The sequence below is a fragment of the Streptomyces sp. NPDC127092 genome (assembly GCF_042722475.1).
Taxonomy (GTDB): domain Bacteria; phylum Actinomycetota; class Actinomycetes; order Streptomycetales; family Streptomycetaceae; genus Streptomyces.
This window is the reverse complement of sequence record NZ_JBHXFE010000046.1, coordinates 60278-67468: the sequence shown is the minus strand read 5'-3', so window position 1 is coordinate 67468 and position 7191 is coordinate 60278. Positions and strand designations below refer to the sequence as shown.

Sequence of the window (7191 nt, the reverse complement as noted above, 5' to 3'; positions counted from 1 at the left end):
TGTAGGGTGTTTGCCCCCTCTGGGGGTAGGGGGGGGGGCCTCTGGGGGGTTGTTGTTTTCTCCCCCCCACCCCCCCCCCGCCCGGCCTTTCCGGCGTTTCCTGCTTTTCCGTCCTCTCCAGGCTTTCCGGCCTTTACGGCTTTTCAGTCCTCTCGGCCGGTGCGGCTCACCAGGAGGACTTGGTCACTCCCGGCAGGAAGCCCGCGTGCGCCTGCTGCCGGGTCCGCACCCGGGAGAGGCCGAAGGTGCGGAGGTAGCCGCGCGGGCGGCCGTCGACGCTGTCACGGTTGCGCACCCGGGTGGCGCTGGCGTCGCGCGGCTGGCGCCGCAACTCCGCGAGGGCTTCGGCGCGTTCGGCGGGAGTGGAGGACGGGCGGCGGACGACCTCCTTGAGCTCCGCCCGGCGGGCGGCGTACCGCTCGACGATCTCCTTGCGCTTCTCGTTCTTCGCGATCTTGCTCTTCTTCGCCATCAGACGCGGCCTCCTCGTGCACGGATCCGGGCGACCGCGGCCTCGATGCCGATCGCGTCCACGGTCTTGATCGCCCTGGCGCTCAGCGTGAGCCGGACGTACCGGCCCTCGCTCGGCAGCCAGTAGCGCTTGCGCTGGATGTTCGGGTCGAAGCGGCGGGAGGTGCGGCGGTGCGAATGGGAGATCGCGTTGCCGAATCCCGGCTTGGCGCCGGTCAGTTGGCAGTGGGCGGACATGGTCGGGCTACCCCTCTCGACGGGAATGGTTATCGGTAATGAAAACCATTGTCGTATACTAGCGCCCATGGCACGCAACGAGATCCGCCCGGTCATCAAGCTCCGCTCCACGGCGGGCACCGGGTTCACCTATGTGACGCGCAAGAACCGGCGCAACGACCCCGACCGCCTGGTGCTGCGCAAGTACGACCCCGTCGTCGGCCGGCACGTCGACTTCCGCGAAGAACGCTGACCCCCGGGCCCCGAACGCCCCGAACCCCGACCTCCGACCCCTGAGAGCCCCCGCCATGAAGCCTGGAATCCACCCCGCCTACGGCCCCGTCGTCTTCCGTGACTCCGCCTCCGGGACCGCCTTCCTCACCCGCTCGACGATGAGCAGCGACAAGACCGTCGAGTGGGAGGACGGCAACACCTACCCCGTCGTCGACGTCGAGATCTCCTCGGCGAGCCACCCCTTCTACACGGGCACCGCCCGCGTCCTCGACACCGCCGGCCGCGTCGAACGCTTCGAGCGCCGCTACGGAGCCCGCTGATGGGCGGCGAGCACCAGCTGCCCGTCGCGATCGTCGCCGGGCTCCACTCCGAGGCCCGCAAGGAGGTCGTCGAACGCCTCCTGCGGACCGTGCCGGGAAGCGTCGCGCTCCACCACGACCTGACCGACGCGCCCGACGGCACCGTTGTCCGCACCGTGCGCGACGCCTCCGAGACCCTGTCCCACGGGGAGACCCCGCTGGTCAACGACTGCGCCTGCTGCGCGCTGCGCGAGGACCTCGTGCCGGAGCTGACCCGCCTCGCGGACGGCGGCCTGACCCGGCTCGCCGTCGTCGAGCTGTGGGACTCCGTCGAACCCAAGGCCATGGCCGAGGTCATCGCCGCGCACGGCGGCGAACGGCTGGCCCTGACCGGCGTGATCACCGCCGTGGACCCCGCGCTCGTCCTGCCGTACCTCGGCAACGGCGACGACCTGGCCGACGTCGGCCTCGCCGCCGCGCCCACCGATCAGCGCACCGTCGGCGACACCTGGGCCCGGCAGCTGGAGTACGCGCCGGTCCTCGCCGTCGTCGACAGCGACGAGGCCGACGACGAGGACCGCGCGCTCCTCGCCCAGCTGCACCCCACGGCGCTGCGCGTGCCGGCCGGTTCCGTCGAACTCGCCCGGGCCGCGCTCGCCGGCTTCGACGTCGAGACCGCGGCCGCCGCCCAGCATCCCGCGTGCGCGCTGCTGCCGCAGGAGGCGGACGAGGCCGGCGTCGCGACGCTCGTCTGGCGCCGCCGCCGGCCCTTCCACCCCGGCCGCCTCTACCAGGCCCTTGAGGACCTGTGCTGCGCGGCGGCCCGCAGCCGCGGCCGGTTCTGGCTCGCCGACCGCCCCGACACCCTGCTCGCCTGGGACGCGGCGGGCGGAGCGCTGTGCGTGGAGAACGCGGGCCCCTGGCTCGCGTCGCTGCCCGACGCCGCCTGGGAGATGGTCCCGCCCATGCGGCGGGCGGCGGCGGCCCTGGACTGGCACCCGGACCACGGCGACTGCTGCCAGCACCTCGTGTTCACGTCGCCTGGCCTCGACCGAGACGGCCTCGAACGGCTCCTGGACTCCTGCCTGCTCACGGACGCCGAGTACGCCTCGGGACCCGAGGCCTGGAAGCGGCTGCCGCCGGCCTTCGACGCGCTGCTGGACGTCGCCTGACCGGGACGCACCACCGGTCCACGACATCACGTCCGTCCGCGGCGGCCACCCGGGCCGCGGAGACGCGACACACCACCACGTACACACGCAGGAGAGAACCTCACATGGCCCGACGCACCGACCACCGCAAGCCCGTCAAGGCGCGGCCCAACCCGCTCGACGCGGCAGGCATCACGTACATCGACTACAAGGACACCGATCTGCTCCGCAAGTTCATCTCCGACCGCGGCAAGATCCGCAGCCGCCGCGTCACGCGCGTGACGGCGCAGCAGCAGCGGGCCCTCGCCACCGCGATCAAGAACGCCCGGGAGATGGCCCTGCTGCCGTACGCGAGCCGCTGATCCGCGCCCGCCGTCGGGCCCGGCCGCCGGGCCCGACGGCGATCACGACGTCACCCGTTGGGGTGGAATCCGCCCGCCCGGCAGCGTGATCACCCTGCGGGAGCGCCCGGCACGGGCCGCCGCGCGGGACACCGGACGAAGGCCGCAAGTCTAGACTTCGCGCCCATGTCCCTCTGGCTGCTCAACCACTTCAGCACCTTCACCCTGGCCGTCGTCACCGTAGGCGGAACGGTCCTCCTCGCCGTCGCCGGCAGCGTCGTCATGCGCCGCAGGTACCCGTCCCTGTCCGGCGGCGAGCACAACGACATGGTCGGGGTGACGCTCGGGATGTTCGGCGCGATCTACGGGATCATCCTCGCCTTCGTCATCGTCACCCTCTGGACGCAGTTGGAGAACACCCAGACCATCGTCGCGGCGGAGGCCACCGACGCCGCCCTCATCGCCCGTGACGCCGCCGCCTTCCCGCCGCCGGTCCGCGCCGGCGTCGACGCCGCGCTCAGCGACTACGTCCACTCCGTCGTCGAGGACCAGTGGCCGCGGATGCGCGCCGGCGAACCGAGCTACGGCGCGACCGCGAACAAACTCCAGTCCGTCTACGACGTGCTCCAGGCCTACGAGCCGAAGACCGCCCGCGAGGAGGTCTTCTACGAGGAGGCCGTCGGTCACCTCGACGACGTCGCCTCCCAGCGCCGCGCCCGCCTCACCATGGCCGAGCAGCAACTCCCGCCGCTGCTCCAGGTCCTGGCCTTCGGCGGCGCGCTCGTCCTGATCCCCCTGACCTTCCTCTACGGCATGCGCAAACTGCGCATCCAGCTCCTCTTCGTCGCCTCCGTGGCCGCGCTCATCGGCTTCAGCCTCCTCCTGGTCGTGGTCCTCGACCGCCCGTTCGCCGGCGAACTCAGCGTCACCCCGGCCCCGTACAAGGAGGGCGCCCTCGCCCGCTACTGGTGACCCTGACCCGGCCCCGGGCGGCCCGTGCTCGTTCCGGGGCTGAGGCGAGGGAGCAGGAGGCGCGGCCGGGGGGCCGGCCGGGCGGGGGAGGCGATCGCGTGGAGGGCCAGGTCGACGGCCTGCCGGGACATCTCGCGCTTGGGCAGGACCACGCCGGTGAGCGCGGAGCGGGAGAGCAGGCCCTCGGGGGTGTCGTCGTGGGCGACGACGGAGAGGTCCTCGGGCACCGAGCGGCCGAGGACGCGGGCCGCCTCCATCGCCGCCGCGGCGAGCACGTCATGGGTGGCGAAGAGGGCCGTCGTCGCGAGATCCGCCCGCAGGGCGGTCAGGGCGGCGTCGAGTCCGGCGCGGAATGTGGGAGCCGAGGCCAGGTGGACGGCGCCGTCCGGCACGGTGACGCCGTCCTCGCGGAAGGCCCGCCGGAAACCCTCCACGCGTACGGTGTGGGCGGGGCTGGCGAGGACCGCCACGCGTTCGTGGCCGAGCTCGCGCAGGTGACGGCCCGCCAGATGGCCGCCGTGCTCGTAGTCGACGGTGACGACGGGGAAGCCGTCCGGCAGCGGCGCCTCCCACGCGCACAGCACCACCGGGAAGCGGGCGTCCGCGAGCAGCGGCAGATGTCCGGTGAGCCCCTGGTCCCCGGCGATCAGGAGGGCGTCCACGGAGCGGCTGGTCAGCCCGGCCAGGTGCCGCCGGGCGCGTTCGCCGTCGAGGCGCGTCGTGCACAGCAGCAGGTGGTAGCCGCGCTCCTCCAGCGCGTCCTCCACCTCCTCGACCACGTCCGCGTAGAACGGCGCGGAGACGGTCGGCACGAGGAGGCCCACCGTGCGGGTGCTGCCCGTCGCCAGCGAACGGGCCACCAGGTTGGGCACGTAACCGAGTTCGGCGATCGCGGCCCGCACCCGCGCCTCGGTCGCGGGGCGTACGGCCACCCGGCCGGTGACGACGTTCGAGACGGTCTGCTTGGTGACGCCGGCCCGTTCGGCCACGTCCTGCATGGTCACCATCGCGCCCCCGTCGCACCGCTCGCGTGAGGTCGCACCGTAGCCCCGCCCCCCGAACGGGTCAAGGCCGGACCGGAGTTCGCCCGGCGCCGCGCTCCAGGGCTTCGTCCCCGCTGCCGCACCGAGTCTTGTTTTACCGGTCAAAGAAGCCCTAGGGTCCGTGCCACCACAGGCACCTCCCGATCCCGGCCCCCCTCCATCAGGGAGTACTCGTGACCACTCCGCGCTCCAGAGTCGTGGGCGTGCTCGCCACGGCGGCCCTCGCCGTGACCGGCGGCAGCGCGCTCGCCGCGCCCGCGCCCGGCCCCACCGCCCAGGCCTCCGCCACCGCCGCTTCCCCGACCGCCACCTACACCGTCACCGTCGGCGCCAAGGGCTCCTGGACCCACCCGGACGACACCCCCGCCAGCCCCTACATCGACAAGGACGGCACCTTCTGGTTCCAGCAGGCGCACGCCCTCTACGGGGCCGACGACCCCCGCAAGTGGACCTTCTTCACCGGCACCGACCTCGACACCGCCACCCGGTCCGCCGCCGTCAGCGACGCCGTCAACCCCGCCAACACCAACGACCGCAACAACGACACCACCTGGCGCTGCAACAACAGCCCCACCGGCGTCGAGTCCACCCAGGCCCCCGCCGGCAGCGGCTACGCCCACCGCAACTACTGCGACCTCACCGGCATGTGGGTCGACCCGGACACCGGCGACTGGTACGGCCTCGTGCACAACGAGTTCACCCCGCAGCCCTTCGCCGACGGCGTCCACTACGACGGCATCGACTACGCCGTCTCCAAGGACCAGGGCAGGACCTGGACCGTCAGGGACCACGTCATCACCTCGCCGTACAGCACCAGGCGCGGCGACACCACCGCCTTCCCGCAGCAGACGTACCACTACGGCACCGGCGACCCGCGGCTCTTCGTCGACACCGCCTCCGGCTACTTCTACGCCTTCTACGGCTCCCGCATCGTCAACAAGGGCGGCGGCTGGGCCGCGTTCTACGGGCACGTCGCCCGCGCCCCGATCGCCTCGAAGATGGCCCGCGGCTCCTGGCAGAAGTGGTACGGCGGCGCCTGGTCGCAGCCCGGCGTCGGCGGCCGCGAGAGCACCATGGTCCCGGTCGGCGCCACCAGCACCACCGGCTACGTGCCCACGACGAAGGAGTACGACCCCGCCAACAGCGGCACCGTCAGCCAGCAGGTCGCGGCCGGCCTGACCCCGCCCACCTCACCGCTGTTCGTCATGGACATCACCTGGAACGCCCACCTCGGCCTGTACATCGGCGAACCGCAGGCCGTCGACCAGAGCGGCAACGCCCCGCAGGAGCTGTACGCCACCGACGACCTCACCACCCAGAAGTGGTTCCGGCTCGGCGACACCGGCAGCTACAGGACCGCCTCCTGGTACCGCTGGTTCCTCGACGCCCGCACCCGGACCGGCTCCGGCATCGTCGGCAAGGACTTCCGCGCGTACTGCTCCTTCGGCTGCTCCGGCGGCTCCAGCGGCGAATACGTCAACCTGAGCATCGGCACGGACCGGCCCGCCGCCCCGGTCGACACCACCAGGACCTATCGCCTCGGCAGCGCCGGCGGGCGCGTCCTCGCCCAGGTCGCGGGCGGCTCCGCCACCACCTCCCTGGCCTCCGCCACCGGCTCCCCGCTCGAATCGTGGATCTTCACCGCCAAGGGCGACGGCTCCTACCGCATCGCCAACGCCTCCACCGGACAGCTCCTCGGCGTCCCCGCCTCCGGCACCGCCGGCCGCGCCTGGGGCGCCAGGCCCACCGTCACCGCGGCCGGCGCGGGCGGCTCCACCGCCGGCCAGGAGTGGTTCGTGATCCGCGGCGCCTCCGCCGCCGACAACACGCCCACCGGCACGTACAAGCTGGTCAACCGCTACAGCGGCCTCGTCCTCGGCCTGTCAGGCGACTCCGCCCGGCTCGCCGAGACCACTCCCGCACGCAACTGGACCGACACCACCGGCAGTTCCGTCGGCGGCGGCCGGACGGCGGGCGAGCAGAACCTCACGCTCACCGCCACCGGCGACGCCCCGTCCTCGCTCGACGGCGTCCGCACCTTCACCACCGGCGGGAAGGCCCTCGACGACCCGGACAGCAGCACCGCCAACGGCACCCAGCTGGTCACCTGGACGCCGAACGGCGGCGCCAACCAGAAGTGGACCCTGACCCGGCAGGCCGACGGCAGCTACGAGATGCGGAACGGCGCGTCCGGCAAGTGCGCCGACATCGAAGGCGGTTCCACCGCCGCCGGCGCCCGCGTCATCCAGTGGACCTGCCACGGCGGGACCAACCAGCGCTGGCGGATCGTCCGGCTGCCCTCGGGCGCCCACACCGTCGCCTCCGTCGGCAGCGGCCTGCTGCTGACCACGGCGTCCACCACGAACGGCGCACCGGTCACCCAACAACCGGACACGGGAGCCGCGTCGCAGCAGTGGACGGTCGCGGCGGGCTGACGACTCCGGCGCGCGGGCGTACCCCGCGC

9 protein-coding genes are annotated in these 7191 nt (G+C 72.9%); 6 read left to right on the top strand and 3 right to left on the bottom strand.

Annotated elements, in window-relative coordinates:
- Nucleotides 1–166: 166 nt before the first annotated feature.
- Together rpsN and rpmB are read right to left on the bottom strand one after the other, a co-directional pair.
- The gene (rpsN, locus tag ACFWJO_RS30560) at nt 167–472 is read right to left on the bottom strand and encodes a 30S ribosomal protein S14 (RefSeq protein ID WP_386870314.1); all 306 of its coding nucleotides are present in this window, start codon (nt 470–472) and stop codon (nt 167–169) included.
- On the bottom strand, nt 472–708 hold the full coding sequence (rpmB, locus tag ACFWJO_RS30555; RefSeq protein WP_384410547.1) for a 50S ribosomal protein L28: 237 nt from the start codon (nt 706–708) through the stop codon (nt 472–474). Before rpmB ends, rpsN begins: the two co-directional genes overlap by 1 nt.
- Nucleotides 709–775: 67 nt before the next feature.
- Here rpmB and rpmG point away from each other — a divergent pair, with 67 nt between their 5' ends.
- The 5 genes from rpmG (at nt 776) to ACFWJO_RS30530 (ending at nt 3684) form a co-directional block, all read left to right on the top strand.
- Nucleotides 776–940: a 50S ribosomal protein L33 gene (gene rpmG, locus ACFWJO_RS30550; protein WP_099198435.1), complete on the top strand. Its 165-nt coding sequence runs from the start codon at nt 776–778 to the stop codon at nt 938–940.
- A 55-nt stretch (nt 941–995) separates the two neighbouring features.
- Nucleotides 996–1241, top strand: a complete 246-nt coding sequence (locus tag ACFWJO_RS30545) for a type B 50S ribosomal protein L31 (RefSeq protein WP_384410550.1) — start codon at nt 996–998, stop codon at nt 1239–1241.
- Nucleotides 1241–2392 (top strand): CobW family GTP-binding protein, encoded by a 1152-nt coding sequence (locus ACFWJO_RS30540; RefSeq protein ID WP_386870311.1) that lies wholly within the window; start codon nt 1241–1243, stop codon nt 2390–2392. The genes ACFWJO_RS30545 and ACFWJO_RS30540 overlap by 1 nt, the downstream gene beginning before the upstream one ends.
- A 104-nt stretch (nt 2393–2496) precedes the next feature.
- Nucleotides 2497–2733, top strand: coding sequence for a 30S ribosomal protein S18 (gene rpsR / locus ACFWJO_RS30535; RefSeq protein WP_386870309.1), 237 nt, complete (start codon nt 2497–2499; stop codon nt 2731–2733).
- Between the two features lie 165 nt (nt 2734–2898).
- The gene (locus ACFWJO_RS30530; protein WP_386870308.1) at nt 2899–3684 is read left to right on the top strand and encodes a DUF4239 domain-containing protein; all 786 of its coding nucleotides are present in this window, start codon (nt 2899–2901) and stop codon (nt 3682–3684) included.
- Here the strand turns inward: ACFWJO_RS30530 and ACFWJO_RS30525 are convergent.
- On the bottom strand, nt 3675–4691 hold the full coding sequence (locus ACFWJO_RS30525; protein ID WP_386870306.1) for a LacI family DNA-binding transcriptional regulator: 1017 nt from the start codon (nt 4689–4691) through the stop codon (nt 3675–3677). The two genes, ACFWJO_RS30530 and ACFWJO_RS30525, sit on opposite strands and share 10 nt — an antisense overlap.
- A gap of 209 nt (nt 4692–4900) precedes the next feature.
- Here ACFWJO_RS30525 and ACFWJO_RS30520 point away from each other — a divergent pair, with 209 nt between their 5' ends.
- Complete coding sequence (locus ACFWJO_RS30520) at nt 4901–7162, top strand: RICIN domain-containing protein (RefSeq protein WP_386870304.1); 2262 nt, start codon at nt 4901–4903, stop codon at nt 7160–7162.
- Nucleotides 7163–7191 lie beyond the last annotated feature (29 nt).

What these genes read in the sequence shown, in the direction of transcription:
- rpsN (WP_386870314.1), bottom strand. Translation starts at nt 472, where the DNA reads ATGGCGAAGAAGAGCAAGATCGCGAAGAACGAGAAGCGCAAGGAGATC.
- rpmB (WP_384410547.1), bottom strand. Translation starts at nt 708, where the DNA reads ATGTCCGCCCACTGCCAACTGACCGGCGCCAAGCCGGGATTCGGCAAC.
- rpmG (WP_099198435.1), top strand. Translation starts at nt 776, where the DNA reads ATGGCACGCAACGAGATCCGCCCGGTCATCAAGCTCCGCTCCACGGCG.
- ACFWJO_RS30545 (WP_384410550.1), top strand. Translation starts at nt 996, where the DNA reads ATGAAGCCTGGAATCCACCCCGCCTACGGCCCCGTCGTCTTCCGTGAC.
- ACFWJO_RS30540 (WP_386870311.1), top strand. Translation starts at nt 1,241, where the DNA reads ATGGGCGGCGAGCACCAGCTGCCCGTCGCGATCGTCGCCGGGCTCCAC.
- rpsR (WP_386870309.1), top strand. Translation starts at nt 2,497, where the DNA reads ATGGCCCGACGCACCGACCACCGCAAGCCCGTCAAGGCGCGGCCCAAC.
- ACFWJO_RS30530 (WP_386870308.1), top strand. Translation starts at nt 2,899, where the DNA reads ATGTCCCTCTGGCTGCTCAACCACTTCAGCACCTTCACCCTGGCCGTC.
- ACFWJO_RS30525 (WP_386870306.1), bottom strand. Translation starts at nt 4,691, where the DNA reads ATGGTGACCATGCAGGACGTGGCCGAACGGGCCGGCGTCACCAAGCAG.